The 19154-nt window shown below is 65.2% G+C and carries 20 protein-coding genes and 1 tRNA gene; 4 read left to right on the top strand and 17 right to left on the bottom strand.

All coding sequences use genetic code 11. The annotated features are described in order from the left end of the window. Positions 1-3: 3 nt before the first annotated feature. The 13 genes from HWX00_RS04225 to HWX00_RS04285 all read right to left on the bottom strand — a co-directional run bounded on the left by HWX00_RS04225 (position 4) and on the right by HWX00_RS04285 (position 12960). A complete protein-coding gene (locus tag HWX00_RS04225; protein WP_049033775.1) occupies positions 4-417 on the bottom strand; it encodes a MerR family transcriptional regulator in 414 nt (137 codons plus the stop codon). A 60-nt stretch (positions 418-477) separates the two neighbouring features. Beyond that, entirely contained in the window at positions 478-864 is a 387-nt protein-coding gene (locus HWX00_RS04230) for an integration host factor subunit alpha (protein ID WP_034190156.1), read from the bottom strand. 72 nt (positions 865-936) lie between these two features. Next, positions 937-3366, bottom strand: a complete 2430-nt coding sequence (gene pheT / locus HWX00_RS04235) for a phenylalanine--tRNA ligase subunit beta (RefSeq protein WP_034190157.1) — start codon at positions 3364-3366, stop codon at positions 937-939. Between the two features lie 96 nt (positions 3367-3462). Next, the gene (gene pheS / locus HWX00_RS04240) at positions 3463-4476 is read right to left on the bottom strand and encodes a phenylalanine--tRNA ligase subunit alpha (RefSeq protein WP_034190158.1); all 1014 of its coding nucleotides are present in this window, start codon (positions 4474-4476) and stop codon (positions 3463-3465) included. A 149-nt stretch (positions 4477-4625) separates the two neighbouring features. Next, positions 4626-4985 carry a 50S ribosomal protein L20 gene (rplT, locus tag HWX00_RS04245; RefSeq protein ID WP_004192938.1) on the bottom strand — a complete coding sequence of 120 codons (360 nt, stop codon included), beginning with the start codon at positions 4983-4985 and terminating at the stop codon, positions 4626-4628. 30 nt (positions 4986-5015) lie between these two features. Then, positions 5016-5213: a 50S ribosomal protein L35 gene (gene rpmI / locus HWX00_RS04250; RefSeq protein ID WP_004191477.1), complete on the bottom strand. Its 198-nt coding sequence runs from the start codon at positions 5211-5213 to the stop codon at positions 5016-5018. Between the two features lie 190 nt (positions 5214-5403). Beyond that, entirely contained in the window at positions 5404-5928 is a 525-nt protein-coding gene (gene infC / locus HWX00_RS04255; RefSeq protein WP_071734130.1) for a translation initiation factor IF-3, read from the bottom strand. A gap of 49 nt (positions 5929-5977) precedes the next feature. After that, on the bottom strand, positions 5978-7885 hold the full coding sequence (gene thrS, locus HWX00_RS04260; protein WP_059557842.1) for a threonine--tRNA ligase: 1908 nt from the start codon (positions 7883-7885) through the stop codon (positions 5978-5980). Positions 7886-8157: 272 nt separating this feature from the next. Further along, positions 8158-8234: transfer RNA gene (locus HWX00_RS04265), tRNA-Val, on the bottom strand. 86 nt (positions 8235-8320) lie between these two features. Beyond that, a complete protein-coding gene (locus HWX00_RS04270) occupies positions 8321-10555 on the bottom strand; it encodes a RelA/SpoT family protein (RefSeq protein ID WP_034190160.1) in 2235 nt (744 codons plus the stop codon). Positions 10556-10599: 44 nt separating this feature from the next. After that, entirely contained in the window at positions 10600-10953 is a 354-nt protein-coding gene (locus HWX00_RS04275) for a RidA family protein (protein ID WP_034190161.1), read from the bottom strand. Positions 10954-11033: 80 nt separating this feature from the next. After that, a complete protein-coding gene (locus HWX00_RS04280) occupies positions 11034-11930 on the bottom strand; it encodes an alpha/beta fold hydrolase (RefSeq protein ID WP_034190162.1) in 897 nt (298 codons plus the stop codon). Positions 11931-12054: 124 nt separating this feature from the next. Further along, entirely contained in the window at positions 12055-12960 is a 906-nt protein-coding gene (locus HWX00_RS04285) for a LysR family transcriptional regulator (RefSeq protein ID WP_175027015.1), read from the bottom strand. A gap of 138 nt (positions 12961-13098) precedes the next feature. On the opposite strand from HWX00_RS04285, the gene HWX00_RS04290 reads away from it, so the two are divergent. The 3 genes from HWX00_RS04290 to HWX00_RS04300 are packed head-to-tail and all read left to right on the top strand — an operon-like array spanning position 13099 to position 15432. Further along, the gene (locus HWX00_RS04290) at positions 13099-13656 is read left to right on the top strand and encodes an ester cyclase (RefSeq protein WP_175027004.1); all 558 of its coding nucleotides are present in this window, start codon (positions 13099-13101) and stop codon (positions 13654-13656) included. 12 nt (positions 13657-13668) lie between these two features. After that, positions 13669-14679 (top strand): polysaccharide deacetylase family protein, encoded by a 1011-nt coding sequence (locus HWX00_RS04295; RefSeq protein WP_175027005.1) that lies wholly within the window; start codon positions 13669-13671, stop codon positions 14677-14679. A gap of 39 nt (positions 14680-14718) precedes the next feature. Next, a complete protein-coding gene (locus tag HWX00_RS04300) occupies positions 14719-15432 on the top strand; it encodes an SDR family oxidoreductase (RefSeq protein WP_049029771.1) in 714 nt (237 codons plus the stop codon). A gap of 76 nt (positions 15433-15508) precedes the next feature. On the opposite strand, the gene HWX00_RS04305 is transcribed toward HWX00_RS04300, so the two are convergent. Both HWX00_RS04305 and HWX00_RS04310 read right to left on the bottom strand, forming a co-directional pair. Continuing rightward, positions 15509-16150, bottom strand: coding sequence for a CoA transferase subunit B (locus HWX00_RS04305; RefSeq protein ID WP_175027006.1), 642 nt, complete (start codon positions 16148-16150; stop codon positions 15509-15511). Between the two features lies 1 nt (position 16151). After that, on the bottom strand, positions 16152-16856 hold the full coding sequence (locus HWX00_RS04310; protein ID WP_021162428.1) for a CoA transferase subunit A: 705 nt from the start codon (positions 16854-16856) through the stop codon (positions 16152-16154). A gap of 223 nt (positions 16857-17079) precedes the next feature. On the opposite strand from HWX00_RS04310, the gene HWX00_RS04315 reads away from it, so the two are divergent. After that, complete coding sequence (locus tag HWX00_RS04315) at positions 17080-17625, top strand: LuxR C-terminal-related transcriptional regulator (protein ID WP_034190167.1); 546 nt, start codon at positions 17080-17082, stop codon at positions 17623-17625. Between the two features lie 107 nt (positions 17626-17732). On the opposite strand, the gene HWX00_RS04320 is transcribed toward HWX00_RS04315, so the two are convergent. Further along, complete coding sequence (locus HWX00_RS04320; protein WP_034190168.1) at positions 17733-18173, bottom strand: acyl-CoA thioesterase; 441 nt, start codon at positions 18171-18173, stop codon at positions 17733-17735. A 32-nt stretch (positions 18174-18205) separates the two neighbouring features. Beyond that, positions 18206-18988 (bottom strand): SDR family oxidoreductase, encoded by a 783-nt coding sequence (locus HWX00_RS04325; protein WP_034190169.1) that lies wholly within the window; start codon positions 18986-18988, stop codon positions 18206-18208. Positions 18989-19154: the final 166 nt, after the last annotated feature.

Raw genomic sequence — 19154 nt, forward strand, 5'->3', positions numbered from 1 at the left:
CGCTCAGTCGTGCTTCAGTCCGTCGATCACGTCGAGCAGCGCCTGCCGCAGCGCGATGACGTCGACCGTTACGCCCGGCTTGCCCGATGCGCGCGCATCGGCGGCCTGCAGCTCGGGTTCGACCGGTTCCGCCGCGCCCCGCGGGCTACCCGGCGAATCGAGCCGGTTGCGCGCACCGTTGATCGTGAATCCCTGCTCGTACAGCAACTCGCGAATCCGCCGGATCAGCAGCACTTCGTGATGCTGGTAATACCGACGATTGCCGCGCCGCTTCACCGGCCGCAGCTGGGTGAATTCCTGTTCCCAATAACGCAGCACATGCGGCTTGACCCCGCACAGTTCGCTGACTTCACCGATCGTGAAGTAGCGCTTCGCGGGAATCGGAGGCAAAACGACTTTCTCAACCGTGGTGGTCATCGTCGGTTAACCGTCGGTAAGGGTGCGCGGCGGCCGCGCGGAGACTGCTGCGTGCGGCGCTTACTCCGCGCCGTTTTCGACCAGCGCCTTCAGCTTCTGGCTCGCGTGGAAGGTTACCACCCGGCGCGCCGCGATCGGAATCGCCTCGCCCGTCTTCGGATTGCGGCCCGGACGCTGCGGCTTGTCGCGCAACTGGAAATTGCCGAATCCCGACAGCTTGACGCTTTCGCCGTTTTCGAGCGCGTCGCGGATCACCTCGAAAAACGCCTCGACCATGTCCTTCGCTTCACGCTTGTTCAGCCCGACGCTGTCGAACAGCAGCTCCGCCAGCTCCGCCTTCGTCAGCGTGGGCGTCTCGGGGGACGCCGGCGCCGAGGCGTCGCGGTTCATGGCGCTGCGTTGCGCCGTCAGGAGGGCTTCGAATTCACTCGAGGTCATGTCGTTCATATCTGCCATACAGCGCGTTGAATCAAAACTTACGATGGAAAAGAGCCGCCCGCGAACGGGCGGGCCCTCTCCTTAGCCGCGCAGGCGCGCACCGGCGCGAGCCATCCGCTCGACCAGCGTCTGGATCGCCTGGTCGACGACCTCGTCCTGTAGCGTGCCAGCCGCGTCCTGCAGCGTCACGCGGAAGGCAAGGCTCTTCTCGTGCGCGGCAAGGCCACCGGAAGTATTTGATTTTGCACGAAATTCGTCGAAGAGTACAACCTTCTGAACGAATCGGCAGGCCTCTTCGGCAAGTGCCTTCTTCATTTCGTCGAAAAGTGCCTGAACCTCGACCGCCTGATCGACGACAACGGCGATATCGCGTCGTACCGGCGGGAATTTCGACACCTCGGTCGGCGCCGGCAGCGCACGCGCAATCAGCGCGTCCGCGTCGATCTCGAACATCACCGGCGCGTGCGGCAACTCGTACTTCTGCATCAGGCGCGGGTGCAGCTCGCCGATCCAGCCGACCGCACGGCCATCGACTTCGATGCGCGCGCTGCGGCCCGGGTGGAGGGCCGGATGCTCGGCCTTCACGAAGCGCCCGGCCGACGGCGCCAGCAGCGCCTCGAGATCGCCCTTCACGTCGAAGAAATCGACCGCGCGGGTGGCGACGCCCCACTGCTCGTCGACAGCCGGACCGTATGCCAGCGCGCCGACACGCTTCGGCTGCGCATGGCCCTCGACCGCCAGTTCGCCGGCCTTCACCGACGGATCGGCGAGGAACACGCGGCCCGACTCGAACACGCGCACGCGATCGGCGCGACGGTTGAGGTTGTGGCGCAGCACGGCGACCAGGCTGCCGAACAGCGTCGTGCGCATCACCGAAAGCTGGCTCGCGATCGGGTTCAGCAGCTTGATCGGGTTGTCGTTGCCGGCGAAATCGTGCTCCCACTCCGCATCGACGAAGCTGAAGTTGACGGTTTCCGCGTAGTCGCGCGCAGCGAGCGCGTGACGGATGTCGTGGATCGAGCGCCGCGTCTCGTTGGTCGCGCGCATTTCGCTCGTCGCGACCGGCGGGCGCGCCGGAATCTTTTCGAAACCGTAGATGCGCGCCACTTCCTCGATCAGGTCTTCCTCGATCTCGATGTCGAAGCGGTGCGACGGCGGCGTGACGAGGAACGCGTCGTCTTCACGCTCGAACGACAGGCCGAGGCGCGTGAAGATGCTGGCGATCTCGTCGGCGCCGATCTTCACGCCGATGATGCGGTTCGCACGCGACACGCGCATCTTCACCGGTGCGCGCTGCGGCAGGTTCACCGACTGATCGTCGACCGGGCCCGCCTTGCCGCCGCAGATCTCGAGAATCAGCTGCGTGATGCGCTCGACGTGCTCGACGGTCGTCGCGTAATCGACGCCGCGCTCGAAGCGATGCGCCGCATCGGTCGAGAAGTTGTACTTGCGCGCACGGCCGCGGATGCTGTCCGGCCACCAGAACGCGGCTTCGAGATAGATGTTGGTCGTGTCGAGCGTGACGGCCGTGCTGTCGCCGCCCATGATGCCGGCCAGGCTTTCGACCTGGGCGGCATCCGAAATCACACCGACCGTTTCGTCGAGTTCGACGGTATTGCCGTTGAGCAGCTTCAGCGATTCGCCGCGCTTGCCCCAGCGCACCTCGATGCCGCCGTGGATCTTGTCGAGATCGAACACGTGCGACGGGCGGCCGAGTTCGAACATCACGTAGTTCGAGATGTCGACGAGCGCGGACACGCTGCGCTGGCCCGAGCGCTCGAGACGCTCGACCATCCATTGCGGCGTCTTCGCGCGCGCGTTCACGCCGCGGATCACGCGACCCGAGAAGCGGCCGCACAGATCGGGCGCGGCGATGCGCACCGGCAGCGTCTCGTCGAGCTCGACGCGCACCGGACGGATGTCGACCGGCGTCAGCGGCGCGCCGGTGATCGCGGCCGTCTCGCGCGCGATACCGAACACGGACAGGCAGTCGGCCTTGTTCGGCGTCAGCTTGATTTCGAAGATCGTGTCGTCGAGATTGAGCGTCTCGCGGATATCCTGGCCGACCGGCGTATCTTCCGGCAGGACCAGCAGGCCGCTGTGGTCCTCGGACAGCTTCAGCTCGCGTGCCGAGCACAGCATCCCCTGGCTCTCCACGCCGCGCAGCTTCGACAGCTTGATCGCGAACGGCTTGCCGCCCTCTTCCGCCGGCGGCAGTTCGGCGCCGACCAATGCAACCGGCACCTTGATGCCGGGCGCGACGTTCGGCGCGCCGCAGACGATGTTCAGCGTCGCGCCGGTGCCGGCGTCGACCTGGCAGACATTGAGCTTGTCCGCATCCGGATGCTTGACGACTTCGAGCACGCGGCCGACGACGATCTTCGACGTCGGCGGCGCAGCCTTGCTCAGCGATTCGACTTCGAGCCCCGCCATCGTCAGCGCGTGCGACAGTTCGTCGGTCGTCAGCTGCGGGTCGACAAAGGTTCTCAACCAGGATTCAGGGAATTGCATGGATGTCTACGTTCGAAACAGGTTAGATCGACGCCCGGGCCCCGTCGGATCGTCCGTCGGGGCGTGCGCGGGCACAGGTCGGCGCGGCGGGCGGCGTTATGCGAACTGGCGCAGGAAACGCAGGTCGTTCTCGAAGAACAGCCGCAGATCCTGGACGCCGTAGCGCAGCATCGTCAGGCGCTCGAGGCCGCTGCCGAACGCGAAGCCGATGTAGCGCTCGGGATCGAGGCCCATGTTGCGAATCACGGTCGGATGCACTTGCCCCGAACCGGAAATCTCGAGCCACTTGCCGGCGTTCTTGCCTTGCTCGAACATCATGTCGATCTCGGCCGACGGTTCCGTGAACGGGAAATACGATGGACGGAAGCGCACGAGGATGTCGTCGCGCTCGAAGAATTTTTTCAGGAAGTCGGTATAGACGCCCTTGAGGTCGGCAAAGCTGATGTTTTCGTCGATCCACAGCCCCTCGACCTGATTGAACATCGGCGAGTGGGTCGCATCGCTGTCGACGCGATACGTGCGGCCCGGCGCGATCACCTTGATCGGCGGACGGTTCATGCGCGCATAACGCACCTGCATCGGGCTCGTGTGCGTGCGCAGCAGCAACTGGCGGCCGTCGGCATCCTTGCCTTCGACGTAGAAGGTGTCCTGCATCGAACGCGCCGGATGGTTCTCCGGGCTGTTCAGCGACGTGAAGTTGTACCAGTCGGTCTCGATTTCGGGGCCGTCGGCCACATCGAAACCGATCGAGCCGAAAATCCGTTCGACCCGCTCCCACGTGCGCATCACGGGGTGCAGGCTGCCGGCACCGGCGCCGCGGCCGGGCAGCGTCACGTCGATCGCTTCGGCAGTGAGGCGCTGATTCAGCAGCGCGTCGGCCAGTGCCTGGCGACGGGCGGTCAGCGCGGCTTCAACCTGCTGCTTCGCGACGTTGATGCGTGCGCCTTCGGTCTTGCGTGCTTCGGGATCGAGCTTGCCGAGGCCCTTCAGCAACTCGGTCAGCGCACCCGACTTGCCGAGAAATCGTGCTTTCTCGTTTTCGAGCGTGGTGATGTCGGCAGCCTGTTCGAAGGACTGCTGCGCGTCGGCGACAATCTGGTCCAGATCCATAGATCCCATCATTTCCAACGTCATTCGGTCTTGGCGAGCGAAACTGCCCCACCAAACAAAAAAGGGGCTCGGAAGAGCCCCGTTTTCGCTGCAGCGGCCGAAACTACCGGAACATCGCTGCAACTAACCACGCAGTGCTAATTTCGCAATTAGGCTGCAACGGCGGCTTTCACCTGCTTGACGATCGCAGCAAAAGCAGCCTTGTCGAACACCGCCATGTCAGCCAGCACCTTACGGTCGAGTTCGATCGACGCCTTCTTCAGGCCGTTGATGAACACGCTGTAGGTCATGTCGTGCTGACGAACTGCCGCGTTGATACGCGTGATCCACAGTGCGCGGAACACACGCTTCTTGTTGCGGCGATCGCGGTACGCGTACTGACCAGCGCGCATCACCGCCTGCTTGGCGATGCGGTAGACGTTATTGCGGCGGCCGCGATAACCCTTGGCCAGGTTGATGATCTTCTTGTGGCGGGCCCGTGCGGTTACCCCACGTTTGACTCGAGGCATGTTTCTCTCCTTAGAGTATCAGTTGAGGGGTTACGCGAACGGCAGCATTGCGCGGACGGAGTTCAGATCGGAATCATGAACTGCCGTTGCGCCGCGCAGGTGACGCTTGTTCTTCGTGGTTTTCTTGGTCAGGATGTGGCGCTTGAAGGCTTGACCGCGCTTGACGGTACCGCCCGGACGCACCACGAAGCGCTTTGCAGCGCTCTTCTTGGTCTTCATCTTAGGCATGACGAACAACTCCAGTTTATTAGATGGCGATGGGTGTGCGGTTGGCTTGCGCCCTTGACCCGCCCTTCGAAACCCAGTCCACTTGTGTACGGCGGACCGCTTGCGCAGCCACCGTCATTGTTGGCGCGCCGCCCTGACCGGGCCACGCGCCGAACCACTGCCGAACTCGCGCGCAACGCGCGCGGGCCCGTTACTTCTTTTTCTTCGGCGAGAGCACCATGATCATCTGGCGCCCTTCCATCTTCGGCATCTGCTCGACCTGACCGACTTCCTCGAGATCCGTGCGCAGACGCTCAAGCATCCGCATACCGATTTCCTGGTGAGCCATTTCACGGCCGCGGAAACGCAACGTGATCTTCGTCTTGTCGCCCTCTTCGAGGAAGCGCACGAGATTGCGGAGCTTGACGTTGTAGTCACCGTCATCGGTACCCGGGCGGAACTTGACTTCCTTGACCTGGATGACCTTCTGCTTGAGCTTCGCCTCGTGCTGCTTCTTCGATTCCTGGTACTTGAACTTGCCGTAATCCATCAGACGGCAAACCGGGGGAACCGCTTGCGGCGCGATTTCCACCAGGTCAACATCCAGTTCTTCCGATTTACGGAAAGCATCAGCGAGTTTTACGATACCGAGCGGTTCGTTCTCGATCCCGACCAGACGCACTTCCGGCGCAGTGATTTCACCGTTGATGCGGTGCGACGACTTATCAGTAGCGATGTTACGTTTCCTCTAAAAATTAAAAAAACGAGCCGCGCTGCCAGGGCGGTTACTTGAACGAGCGCAGGTCTTCCTGCAGACGCTCAACGAAGGCTTCGACCGGCATTACGCCAAGATCGACGCCGCCACGGGCACGCACGGCTACCGTTTGCGCATCACGCTCCTTATCGCCCACGACGAGGAGATAAGGCACCTTTTCCAGCGTGTGCTCGCGTATTTTATAGCTAATCTTCTCGTTGCGCAAATCGGCCGCCACTCTAACCCCTTGTTTTTGCAACGTTTGGGCCAGGGACTGCGCATATTCGGCCTGACTTTCGGCAATATTGAGCACAATTGCCTGGAACGGCGCGAGCCAAACCGGCATTGCACCAGCATGGTGCTCGATCAAAATGCCCAGGAAACGCTCCATCGACCCGACGATCGCGCGGTGCAGCATCACCGGCCGGCGGCGGCTGTTGTCTTCCGCCACGTACTCGGCGCCGAGGCGCTCCGGCAGCACCATGTCGAGCTGCAGCGTGCCGCACTGCCACGAGCGGCCGAGCGCGTCCTTGATGTGGTACTCGATCTTCGGGCCGTAGAACGCGCCTTCGCCCGGCAATTCTTCCCACGTGAGGCCGCAGGCCGTCAGCGCGTCGCGCAGGCCCTGCTCGGCGCGATCCCACGTCTCGTCCGTGCCCGCGCGCTGATCGGGACGCAGCGACAGCTTGATGTCGATGTGCTCGAAACCGAAGTCCTTGTACACGCTCATGGCCAGCGTGTTGAAGGCGATCGATTCCGAAATGAACTGGTCTTCCGTACAGAAGATGTGCGCATCGTCCTGCACGAAGCCGCGCACGCGCATCAGGCCGTGCAGCGCGCCCGATGCCTCGTTGCGGTGGCACGAACCGAATTCCGCGTAACGCAGCGGCAGGTCGCGGTACGAGCGCAGGCCGTGCTTGAACACCTGGACGTGGCCCGGGCAGTTCATCGGCTTGATCGCGTAGTCGCGCTTCTCCGACTCCGTCGTGAACATGTTCTCGCGGTAGTTCTGCCAGTGGCCCGACGCCTCCCACAGCGAGCGGTCCATGATCATCGGCGTCTTGATCTCGAGATAGCCGGCGTCGTTCACGCGGCGGCGCATGTACTGCTCGACCTGCTGCCACAGCGCCCAGCCCTTCGGATGCCAGAACACCATGCCCGGCGACTCTTCCTGCATGTGGAACAGGTCGAGCTGCTTGCCCAGCTTGCGGTGATCGCGCTTTTCCGCTTCCTCGAGCATGTGCAGGTACTGGTCCTGATCTTCCTTCTTCGTCCAGGCCGTACCGTAGATGCGCTGCAGCTGCTCGTTCTTCGAATCGCCGCGCCAGTACGCGCCCGCGACCTTCATCAGCTTGAAGACCTTCATCTTGCCGGTGGACGGCACGTGCGGGCCGCGGCACAGATCGGTGAAGCCGCCGTGCGAGTACAGCTTGATTTCGTCGCTTTGCGGAATCGACTCGATGATCTCGGCCTTGTACTTCTCGCCGATGCTGCGGAAGTAACCGGCCGCCTCGTCGCGCGACACGACGCGGCGCGTCACCGGCTCGTCCTTCTTCGCGAGCTCCTGCATGCGCTTTTCGATCTTTTCCAGATCTTCCGGCGTGAACGGCCGGTTGTACGAGAAGTCGTAATAGAAGCCGTTGTCGATCACCGGGCCGATCGTCACCTGCGCGTCCGGATACAGATCCTTCACCGCATACGCGAGCAAGTGCGCGGTCGAGTGACGGATGATGTCGAGACCGTCGGCATCCTTGTCCGTGATGATCGCGAGCGACGCGTCGCGGTCGATCACCGTGGACGTATCAACGAGCTCGCCATCGAGCTTGCCGCCAAGCGCAGCCTTCGCAAGACCGGGACCGATCGAGGCCGCGACCTCGGCAACTGTCACCGGATGCTCGTATTGTCGAACTGAGCCGTCAGGCAAGCGTATCGAAACCATGGCAATCTCCGTGATGCCGACAGTGGGCGGCAGACCAGGAACGCGAGATCAGAAATCACGCGTGAAAATTTCGCGACAAAAAAAATGCGGCCCCGCTTTCGAGGGGCCGCATTCGATACTTCACTCAAACTGAAAGGGCGAAAACGTTCCTCGACTAGCGTCGCTCCGAAGTCGTTTCGGTCAACGTTCGCGGTGTCATAACCGTATTCGCCTTGTTCGCGTTGAGTTCTTTACTGCATCGAACGCCCGGAGACCAGGCATTCTCAATTCGTTGGTAGGCTCGATTGGACTCGAACCAACGACCCCCACCATGTCAAGGTGGTGCTCTAACCAGCTGAGCTACGAGCCTAGAGAAGCTAAGATTATATGGAGCGGCTACCGGCTTGGCAAGTGTTTTATGCAGTCGCAGCAAAACAACCGTGTTTCAACCCCACATCACGCCTTGCGACCCGCCCGCACGACGCCCTGCACCTCGCCGAGCAGCGTGCATGCGCGCTGCACCTGCGCCGAGTTCGACACCTCGACCGTGAACTGCATGAATGCCGCATTGCGGCGACTCTGCGTCTTCACGCCCACCACGTTGATCTTCTCGCGCGCGAACACTTCGGAGATGTCGCGCAGCAACCCTTGCCGGTCGCTCGCCTCGATCATCAGGTCGACCGGATAAACGGACGCGCCGCGCCCGCCGAGCACGTCAGCCGACCAGGTCGTCTGCAGCACGCGCTCCGGCGCGCGCTCGACCATCCGGCGGAACGTCGGGCAGTCGGTGCGATGGATCGACATGCCCTTGCCGCGCGTGACGAACCCGCTGATCGGATCGGGCGGCGCGGGACGGCAGCAACGCGCGAGCTGGGTCAGCAGCGCATCGACGCCCACCACCAGCACGCCGGTCGACGCGCCGTGCGCGACGCTCGCGCCGCTGCTGCGCTTCTCGAAATCGGCGGGCGCCTCGGGCGCCGGCTCCGGCGGCGGCGCATCGGACAGCGCGTGCTCGACATTGCGCAGGCTGAATTCTTCCTTGCCGACGACCGAGAACAGCTCCTCGGGCGACTTGAAGCCGAGCTTCGCCGCGAGGTTGTCCAGGTTGACCGAGGTCTTGCCTTCGCGCTGCAGCGTCTTTTCGACGAGCGCCCGGCCATGCGCGACGTTTTCCTCCTGCTCGATCGAGTTGAACCACGCACGCACCTTCTGCCGCGCACGCGGGCTCTTCAGGTAGCCGAGCTGCGCGTTCAGCCAGTCGCGCGACGGCCCGCCCTCCTTCACCGCGACGATCTCGACCGTCTGGCCGTTCGCGAGCGACGTGTTCAGCGGGACCATCACGCCGTCCACGCGCGCGCCGCGGCAGCGATGGCCGAGTTCGCTGTGCAGGTGGTACGCGAAATCGACCGGCGTCGCCCCCTGCGGCAACGCGATCACGCGCGCCTGCGGCGTCAGCACGTAGATGTGGTCGTCATCGAGCGACGTCTCGCGCAATTGCGCCCACGCCTGGTCGCCCGACACCTCGGCGCCGTCCTCGACGTCGTCCTTCCACGCCAGCAACTGGCGCAGCCATGCGATCTTCTCGTCGTACTTGTCGCTCGCCGAGAACTGGCCGCCGTAACCGCGCGCGCCGGCCTCCTTGTAGCGCCAGTGCGCGGCCACGCCGTACTCGGCGAAGCGGTGCATCTCCTGCGTGCGGATCTGCACTTCGAACGCGCGGCCGTCGTCGCCGATCACGACCGTATGCAGCGACTTGTAGCCGTTCGGCTTCGGTCGCGAGATGTAGTCGTCGAATTCCTTCGGCACCGGCTGCCACAGGTGATGCACGATGCCGAGCACCGCGTAGCAATCCTTGATGTCCGGCACGATCACGCGAAACGCGCGCACGTCGTACAGCTCGGAGAAATCGAGTTCCTTGCCGCGCATCTTGCGCCAGATGCTGTAGATATGTTTCGGCCGGCCGCTCACGTCGGCCTGGATGTTCGCTTCCGCGAGCTCGTGCTGCAGCCGCCCGATCGCCTGCGTGACGTATGCCTCGCGTTCGATGCGCTTCTCGTCGAGCAGCTTCGCGATCCGCTTGTAGGTGACGGGATCCTCGAAGCGGAACGCGAGATCCTCGAGCTCCCACTTCAGTTGCCAGATACCGAGGCGGTTCGCGAGCGGCGCATAGATCTCGAGCGTCTCGCGCGCGACGTCGGGCGGCGGCTCGATCTTCGCGGCCGCGTAATAGCGCAGCGACTGCAACCGCGACGCGAGCCGGATCAGCACGACGCGGATGTCCTGCGCGAACGCGAGCAGCATCTTGCGCAGCGCCTCGATCTGCGTGCGCCGCTCTTCCGCCGCGTCGCGCCCCGTGTCGGGCTTCGCGTTCTGCGCGGCGCGCAGGCTCACGGTGCCGAGCCGCAACAGCTTGCGCACGTCGGACACGAGCCGCGCCACCTCTTCGCCGAAACGCTCGGTGAGCTCGCGCTCGGGGTCGCTCAAGTGCGGCGTCAGCACGAACAGCGCGGCGGCCTGCATCGCGGACGGATCGACGTTCAGCGTGCGCATGATCGCCGCCGTGCCGGCCGAGTGATCGGCGAGCAGTTCGCCCGACGACAGGCGCGCGTCGCCGGCCCGCTCGCGCACGAACGCCAGCACGTCGTCGAACGACGGTGCCGCGACAGGGGAAGCGGAAACGGATTCGGTCATTGCACGGCCTGGCGGAATGCGGTCATCGTCGGGTGTGGCCCAGCTCAGCTCCGCTGCGCGGCAACGACCACGATCTCGACGAGCAGCGCGGGATCCGCGAGCTTCGCCTCGACGGTGGCGCGCGGCGGCGTGTTGCCCTGCGCGACCCACGCGTCCCACTCCGCATTCATGCCGTCGAAGTTCGCCAGATCCGAGATGTAGATCTGCACCGACAGCAGATGCGCCTTGTCGCTGTTCGCTTCGGCGAGCAGGCGGTCGATGTGGCCGAGCACTTCGCGCGTCTGGCCCCTGATGTCCTGCGTGGTGTCTTCGGCGATCTGGCCGGCCAGATACACGGTACCGTTGTGAATCGCGGTTTCGGAGAGACGGGCCCCGACGTGGTGACGAATGACTGCCATGGAATGTTCCGGTCGTGAGTGAAGGGAGAATCGGACGGCGGCACGGCCCACGTGCCGCCGAACCGCATATTATGACGCGTTTATGCGCGGCCTTCGACGAAAAACCGCCGCGCAAGTGCAATCTGGTCGGCACTGACGAACGCCGGCGCGTGGCCCGCCCCCGGAATCTCGACGTGCGTCACATGTCGGCCGCGACGCACCATGTCGGCCACCGTCTCGCGCGACAGCAGGTCGGAGGTCTCGCCGCGCACGACGAGCAGCGATGCGTCCGTCGTCTCGATCGCACGCCACAGCGCGGCCTCGCCGAGCGCGGCCAGTTCGGGCGTCGTCGCCTTGAACGGCTCGGCGATGCGCGGATCGTAGCGCATCGTCCAGCCGCCCTCGGGCAGCTCGCGCAGCAGCGGCCCGTTGATCTCGCGCCACTCGTCGGCACTCAGCGCGCCGAACGGCAGCGACAGCGACGTCAGGTAGTCGATCCCCTCCTGCTCGGTGTCGAAGCGCGGCTGCACGCCGAGGTATTCGCCGATGCGTGTCAGCGAATCGGGCTCGATGCGCGGCCCGACGTCGTTGACGATCATCCGGCGCAACGGCGAACCGGGCAGCCCCGCAAGCGCCATGCCGATCAGGCCGCCCATCGACGTGCCGAACCAGTCGACCGATTCGACGTCGAGCCGCGCGATCAGCGTCACCATGTCGGCCACGTACTGCGGAATCGCATAGAGCCGCGGGTCGGCCAGACGGTCCGACCGGCCGCGCCCGACGATGTCGGGGCAGACGACGCGATACGTATCGGACAGCGCGGCGGCGAGCCGGTCGAAATCGCGCCCGGAACGCGTCAGGCCGTGCACGCAGACGAGCACGCGCGGATTGGCGGGATCGCCCCACTCGGTATAGGCGACGTGGTGAAGGCCGGCGGCACTCGCACACTGCACGCGCCGCTGGCGGGGAACCGGAGGATTCGCTGGGGTCGTTGGCATCGTTGGCATCCTGTCGAACGGGGGCGACGCGCGGGGCAACGCTTGCGACGCCCGATGCGAACGATTGTAAACCGCTTCCGAACAACGGGCGCCGCGCCCGCGGCGCACCGCACGGGACGGAGGCTCAACCGGCTCGACGCCACGCCGCGCGCAACTGCTCGCGCAGGAACTCGACGAAGGTGCGCACGCGCAGCGGCACGTGGCGGCCGCCGGGATAGACCGCATGCAGCGGCGCCGCGGACGCCGCGAAAGCCGGCAGCACGCGCACGAGCCGGCCGGCATCGAGATCGGCGCCGACGTCCCAGATCGACTTCAGCGCAATACCCGCGCCTTCCAGCGCCAGCGTACGCGCCGCACCGCCGTCGTTCGTCAGCAGCGCGGCCGCCACCTCGACGGCGACCCCGCCCTGGGCGCCGTCGAACCGCCATTCGGCACGCGGCTGGTCGCCCATCACGATGCATCGATGTTCGCGCAACTCGGCCGGATGGGCCGGCGCCCCGTGCGCCGCGAGATAGCCCGGCGACGCGCACAGCACGCGATGATTCGGCGCCAGCTCGCGCGCGATCATCGTCGAATCGGCGAGATTGCCGATCCGCACGGCGACGTCGATGTCATGGGCGAGCAGGTCGACGACCGTGTCGGTCAGCAGCAACTGCACGGTCAGTTGCGGATGCCGCTGCTGAAACGCCGCCACGACGGGCGCGATCCGCAGACGGCCGAGCTCGCCGGGCGCCGTCACGCGCAGCACGCCGCTGACCGTGCCGCGACGATCGCGCATCAGCGTTTCGGCGCGATCGACTTCGGCCAGGATACGCAGGACCTGGGCGTGAAACTGCGCGCCTTCGTCGGTCAGCGTTTGCTGCCGGGTCGTCCGGTTCAGCAAGCGCACGCCAAGCTGCGACTCGAGCTGCGCAAGCCGCTTGCTGACGACGGACAACGACAAATCGAGTTCGCGCGCGGCCGCCGACAGGCTGCCGGCCGACACGATCCTCGCGAAAGTGTCGAGCGCAGGAAGATCGTCGATCAGCATCCGGTCGCCCGCCGCATCCCAGCCTTTCCTTTTTTCGAATAATCCATTCGCCGTTCGCCCGTATTTGCATCCAAAACGGAAACCTACCATACCTGTTCCGCGTCGTCGCACGACGCTATTCACAGGACCTCCGAAACCATGTCGATCCGCCTTCGTTCGATCACCCGCCCCGTCGCACCGGTACTCGCCGCAGCCGCTTGCGTCGTGGCACTGTTGCCCGCCGCGTCCCGTGCGGCAGACCTCGTCGCGCCGCGCAGCCTGACCGTGGCCGAGGGCGTGCCGGCTGCGCAGGCCCGGGCGCAGATACTGGCCGCGCGCCGCTACGGCACCTTCTGGGATACCGGCGACGCCGATCTCGCCCGTATCGCGCTCGCCGCCGACTTCACCGACCGGACGCTGCCGCCCGGCCGGGAACAGGGCATTCCGGGACCGCTCGCGGCCTCGCGCACGATGCGCGGCGCGATTCCGGATCTGCATTGCGACATCGAACAGATGATCGTCGCGGGCGACCGCGTCGTCGTCCACCTGCACTTTCGCGGGCATTTCACCGGCACGTTCAACGGAACGGCCGGGCGCGGACAGGCAATCGACTTCATCGCGACCGATATCTACCGGATCGACCACGGCCGGATCGCGGAAAACTGGCACATCGAGGACAACCTGACGTTGATGCGTCAGCTCGGACTGGTCGCCTGACGGAGGAACGCAATGACTCACGATCACGACCCTCGTGCGACGCACCTGCCGCGCCGCAGATTTCTGGCCCAGACCGGCGCCGGGCTCGCGGCCGGCGCCGCGGTGATGGCCGGCGCGTCCCGGCCGACAACGGCCGCCCCGATTCCGGCGCGCTCCACGCCGGACGCCGCGCCGTTCTGGCCGGACGGCGCGCGCTTGGTCATCTCGATCTCGATGCAGTTCGAGGCGGGCGGCCAGCCGGCCAGCGGGGCGGACAGCCCCTTTCCCGCCGTCGCGTTTCCGCCGTCCGTGCCGGTCGATCTCGCGTCGGCCACCTGGTTCGCCTATGGCTACCGGGAAGGCATTCCGCGCCTGCTCGACCTGTGGGACCGGCATGGCGTGAAAGTCACGTCGCACATGATCGGGGAGGCCGCGCGCCGGCACCCCGAACTGGCGCGCGAAATCGTGGCGCGCGGCCACGAAGCCGCCGCCCACGGGCCGACCTGGCGTGCGCAATTCGCGATGAGCCGCGACGACGAGCGCCGCTTCCTGACCGAAGCCCGCGACATGGTCGAAGCGGTGACCGGTCAGCGCCCGATCGGCTACAACTGCAACTGGCTGCGGCGCGGCCCCCATACGCTGTCGTTGCTGCAGGAACTCGGCTACACGTATCACATCGACGACGTCAGCCGGGACGAGCCTTTCATCGAAAGCGTCGACGGTCGCGATTTCGTGGTAGTCCCGTACACGCTGCGCAACAACGACATCCTGCTGATCGAAGGCCGCAACTACTCGCCGACGATGTTCCTCGAGCAGATCAAGCTCGATTTCGACCAGTTGTACGCGGAGGCCGGACAGCGGCGCAGACTGATGTCGATCAGCGCGCATGACCGGATCAGCGGCACGCCGCAAATGGCCCGCGCATGGGACGCCTTCCTGCACTACGCTCGATCTCACCCCGGTGTCGCATTCATGCGCAAGGACGACATTGCGCGCTTCGCGCTGCACGGCCCGTCGACGCTGCGCGAAACCGAAACGATCTGAGCGGACGCCCCTCCCCCCTTTCAACCAGGAAAAATCGTCATGACTGACCTGCTTCACGGAAAGAAAGTACTCGTCGTCGGAGGAAGCTCCGGCATCGGCGCCGCTGCCGCGACGGCATTCGCGCGACACGGCGCGATCCTGACGATCGCCTCGCGCAACCCGGGCAGGATCGCGATCGATGTCGGGCCCGGCGCACACGTGCGATACGAAACGCTCGACATCACCGATACGGCCGACGTGGAGGCCTTCTGCGCGCGCGCCGGCCAGTTCGACCACGTCGTGATTTCAGCGGCAAGGACGGCCACGGGCCCGGTCCGCGGACTGCCGCTGGCCGACGCGCAGGCTGCGATGGACAGCAAGTTCTGGGGCGCCTATCGCGTCGCGCGGGCGATCGATATCGCGCCCGGCGGTTCGCTGACGTTCGTGTCGGGTTTCCTCAGTGCGCGGCCGAGCGCGTCGTCGGTGCTGCAAGGGGCGATCAATGCGGCACTGGAGGCGCTGGCGCGCGGCCTGGCCCTCGAGCTGGCGCCGGTCCGCGTGAATACCGTGTCGCCCGGCCTGATCGCGACGCCGCTGTGGGACAAGCTCGCATCCGATGCGCGCGACGCCCTGTACGCCGGCGCCGCGCAGCGCCTTCCGGCCCGCCGGGTCGGCCAGCCGGAGGACGTCGCGAATGCCATCCTGTATCTGGCGACGACGCCTTATGCGACCGGCTCGACGGTGCTGATCGACGGCGGCGGCACCATCGCGTGACGCAAGCGCGCACGACAAAACGCCCCGCGTTCCGTTGAGAACGCGGGGCGTCGGGGACGACGCAACGAGGCGACGCTCAGGCCACCGCGCTGACGTCGAGCGGTGCGCCCGTCTTCGCCTGGATCTCGTCCGCGCTCACGCCGTCGGCGAGTTCGAGAACCTTCAGGCCGGACGGCGTCACTTCGATCACACCCAGATCGGTGATGATCAGGTCGACCACGCCGACACCCGTCAGCGGCAGGTTGCATTCTTCGAGAATCTTGTGCTGGTCGCCCTTCGCGACATGCTCCATCAGCACGACGACACGCCCCACCCCCGCGACGAGGTCCATCGCGCCGCCCATCCCCTTGATCATCTTGCCGGGGATCATCCAGTTCGCGAGGTCGCCCTGCTTGCTGACCTGCATCGCGCCGAGGATCGCGAGATTGATGTGGCCGCCGCGAATCATCGCGAACGAGTCGGCCGACGAGAAGATCGACGAGCCCGGCAGCGTCGTGACGGTCTGCTTGCCGGCGTTGATGAGATCGGCGTCGACTTCGTCCTCGGTCGGCGACGGGCCGATGCCGAGCAGGCCGTTTTCCGACTGCAGCCACACCTCGACGCCTTCCGGCACGTGGTTCGCGACGAGCGTCGGCAGGCCGATGCCGAGGTTCACGTAGAAGCCGTCCTGCAGTTCCTTCGCCGCGCGCGCGGCCATCTGTTCACGATTCCAGGCCATGTCAGTCTCCTTTCGCGCGTACGACGCGTTGTTCGATGCGTTTTTCCGGCGTCGCGTTCAGCACGATGCGCTGCACGAAAATCCCGGGCGTATGGATATGGTCCGGATCGAGTTCGCCATTTTCGACGATCTCTTCGACCTCCGCCACGGTGATCTTGCCGGCCATCGCGCACATCGGATTGAAGTTGCGCGCCGTGCGGCGGTAGATCAGGTTGCCGGACTTGTCGGCCTTCCACGCCTTCACGAGCGCGACGTCGGCCGTCAGCGACGGCTCGAGCACGTAGTGGCGATCGCCGAACTGGCGCGTTTCCTTGCCTTCCGCGATCACGGTGCCGTAGCCGGTATTCGTGAAGAAGGCGGGAATGCCCGCGCCGCCCGCGCGCAGCTTCTCGGCGAGCGTGCCTTGCGGCGTGAATTCGAGTTCGAGTTCGCCGGCCAGGTACTGACGCTCGAACTCCTTGTTCTCGCCGACGTACGACGAGATCATCTTCTTGATCTGGCGCGTTTCCAGCAGCAGGCCGAGGCCGAAACCGTCGACGCCCGCGTTGTTGCTGATGCAGGTGATGCCCTTGACCGCCGAATCGCGCAACGCCGCGATCAGCGCCTCCGGAATCCCGCACAGGCCGAAGCCGCCCACCGCGAAGGTCTGTCCGTCGCGGACGATCCCTTCCAGCGCGGCAGCCGCGCTTGGATAGACTTTGTTCATCAGTTGTCCCTTCCTCTATGGAAACCAGCAAAACCGGTTCACGCGCCCACCTGGGCCGCAAGCCCGCCGCATCATTCTATGCATGCGCGGCCCTGCCTGCGTCGAAGCGCGCTGTTTTTATGTCGCGGCAAGCCGCCGCGAGATGCCTGAAAGGGTACGATGCGGCGCGGATGCGGCACAATACGCAAAAATACATAAGCGTTTGCCTCCGCTTGCCTGCGCCATGCCCGCTCTCGATTACCAGACTGCCTTCCACCTCGCGCCGCTCGGCCTCGTGCTGTCGCGCGACCGCGTGATCGAGGATTGCAACGATGCGCTTGCGTCAATCTTCCGCTGCGCGCGGGCCGATCTCATCGGAAAATCGTACGAGGTGCTCTATCCGTCGACGGACGAATTCCAGCGCATCGGCGAGCGAATCGCGCGCGTGATGGCCGCGAACGGCATCTACTCGGATGACAGAATCATGAAGCGCGCGGACGGCGAGCTGTTCTGGTGCCACGTGACGGGCCGCGCGCTCGACCGCACCGCGCCGCTCGCGGCCGGCGTCTGGACCTTCGAGGATCTGAGCGCGACGCGCCGCGTCGCCGTCGAGCTGACCCCGCGCGAGCGCGAGATCGCCGCGCAGCTCGCGACCGGCAAGACCAGCAAGCAGATCGGGCGCGTGCTCGACATCAGTTCGCGCACGGTCGACATCTACCGCGCACGGCTGATGCGCAAATACGGCACGAACAACACGCCGGAGCTGGTGCAGCGCCTGCTCGGGCAGTGAACGCTTGTCGCGTGGCGGCGCCCGAACGACGATCGGCCGCGCAGGGCGGCCGATTCGGGTAACGACGGGCATGGCGGCTCGCCGGCGCGCGGCGCCGGACTCGCCGCTCAGTCGATTTTCGTCGCGAGTGCGCGCTCGATCGTGTCGCGCAGCAGTGGCGGCAGTTCCACCGACTTGCCGAGCGCATAGTCGACCCACACGCAGCGCGCCTTGCCGCGTGCATAGACGTGCTGCGGATCGTCCGCGCGCGTGAGCTCGAAGCCGGTGTCGAAGCTGCTCCGGCCGGGTTTCGCGGCCGACATCCTCGCGATCACGTCACCCGGATAGTGCAGCTGCTTGAGGAATTCCATCGACGCCGTGACGATGACGGGCCCCTGCCCTTCGCCGTTGCCGCCGGCAATGCCGAGTTCCTCGAACCACGAGATCCGCGCCTGCTCCATGTAGCGGAAATAGACCGTGTTGTTCACATGGCCGAACGCGTCCATGTCGCCCCAGCGGATCGGCATCGACATCTCAAATACGGGGGAGTAATCGCTTGTTGCGCTCATTGCAGTCTTCTTCGTTGCCGGGTGTCATCCGCTCAGGCGAGGCCGAAGCCGTCGTCGGCGGAGATAATCGAGCCGTTGATGAACTGCGACTCGTCGGCCGCGAGCAGCAACAACAGCCCGTCGAGATCCTGAGGCTTGCCGACGCGCCGGCGCGGCAGCATCGACTGCAGCTTCTGGCCCTGCTCGGTTTCCCACAGGTAATGATTGATTTCGGTATCGATATAGCCCGGACAGATCGCGTTGACGTTGATTCCGTGGCGCCCCCACTCGAGCGCCATCGCGCGCGTCATCTGCACGACCGCGGCCTTGCTCATCGCGTAGAGCCCGATCTGCGGGAACACGCGCAGCCCGGCCACCGATGCGATGTTGATGATCCGGCACGGCGGCTTGCCGTTGCCGCTGCCGTTGGCGCGCATGATCATCCGCTTCGCGACTTCCTGCGCGACGAAAAACGCGCCGCGCGTGTTGGTATCGAACACGAACTCGAAATCGGCCGGCGTGACGTCGACGAGCTTCTGCATCGTCGAGACACCCGAATTGTTCACGAGGATGTCGATCGTGCCGGCCTCCGTCTCCGCATGCGCGATCGCGGCCTTGATGCTCTGGACGTCGGTCACGTCGAGCGACACGACGTGCGCGGCGCCACCCGCCGCCTCGATCTCCGCGCGCAGCTCCTTCAGGCGCTCGACCCGGCGGCTCGCGAGCACGACCTTCGCGCCGGCCTGCGACAGCACCTGTGCAAAGCGCTGCCCGAGGCCGCTCGACGCGCCCGTGACCAGCGCAACCTTGCCTTCCAGATTGATCGATCGACCCATTTGCACATCCCCTTTCGATGTCGTTTCGCCAGCCCGGGCGGCACAGCCCGAACGGCATTACCCTAGCACAAAAAATAGAACGATCGTGCTAATCTAGCCGCATGTTGTTGCGGCAAGCGTTTCGTTTCGCAGACAATACGCTCCCGAATAAAAGCATTCTAACGGT

Source organism: Burkholderia seminalis DSM 23518 (assembly GCF_902832885.1).
In the GTDB taxonomy this organism is placed as follows: Bacteria; Pseudomonadota; Gammaproteobacteria; order Burkholderiales; family Burkholderiaceae; genus Burkholderia; species Burkholderia seminalis.